The organism is Mesorhizobium sp. M2E.F.Ca.ET.209.01.1.1, from assembly GCF_004010375.2.
Taxonomy (GTDB): domain Bacteria; phylum Pseudomonadota; class Alphaproteobacteria; order Rhizobiales; family Rhizobiaceae; genus Mesorhizobium.
Map to the genome: position 1 here is coordinate 1 of NZ_SADP02000080.1, position 648 is coordinate 648.

2 pseudogenes are annotated in these 648 nt (G+C 62.8%); one reads left to right on the forward strand and one right to left on the reverse strand.

Annotation, left to right across the window (positions count from 1 at the left end):
• Positions 1-100: pseudogene (locus EN852_RS42725) on the reverse strand (NAD(P) transhydrogenase subunit alpha); the annotation flags it as partial.
• Between EN852_RS42725 and EN852_RS34630 the strand changes: the two are divergent.
• A pseudogene (locus tag EN852_RS34630) lies at positions 75-648 on the forward strand (alkaline phosphatase family protein); the annotation flags it as partial. The pseudogenes EN852_RS42725 and EN852_RS34630 sit on opposite strands and share 26 nt — an antisense overlap.

Genomic DNA, 648 nt, shown 5'->3' on the forward strand with positions numbered 1-648 from the left:
CGACGAAAGCGAAGCCCGCGGCGAGGCGGGAAGCGGCAATGCCGACGGCAAGCAGCGAGCCGACGACGAGGGCCGCGGAGGTGGCGGTGGTGACGGCCAAGGACAAGCTCAGGGCGCTGCTCGGCAAGGGGCTGAAGTTCGACGACGGCAGGGCGATGTGCTTCTCGGCCGAGAGGTCCGACACCACGACGAAAGCCGAACACGGGATCGACAATGCCTCCAAGCATTTCGGCCTGGCCGTGCCCGAGGTCTATTCCGCGGAACTTTCGGAATTCGTTTTCGCTGCCGGCGTGCAACTGCTGAAGGAATTCCGGCCGGACGTGATGTATCTCACCACCACCGACTATGTGCAGCACAAATATGCGCCGGTGGTGCCCCAGGCCAATGCCTTCTACGAGATGTTCGACAAGTACCTTGTCGAGTTGGATGCTCAGGGCGCGGCGATCGTCGTCACCGCCGATCATGGCATGAAGCCGAAGCATCATGCCGACGGCTCGCCCAATGTCGTCTATGTCCAGGATCTTCTCGACGAATGGCTGGGTAAGGACGCGGCCAGGGTGATCCTGCCGATCACTGATCCCTATGTGGTGCATCACGGCGCGCTGGGTTCCTTCGCCACCGCCTATCTGCCGAAGGGCGCGGATCGGG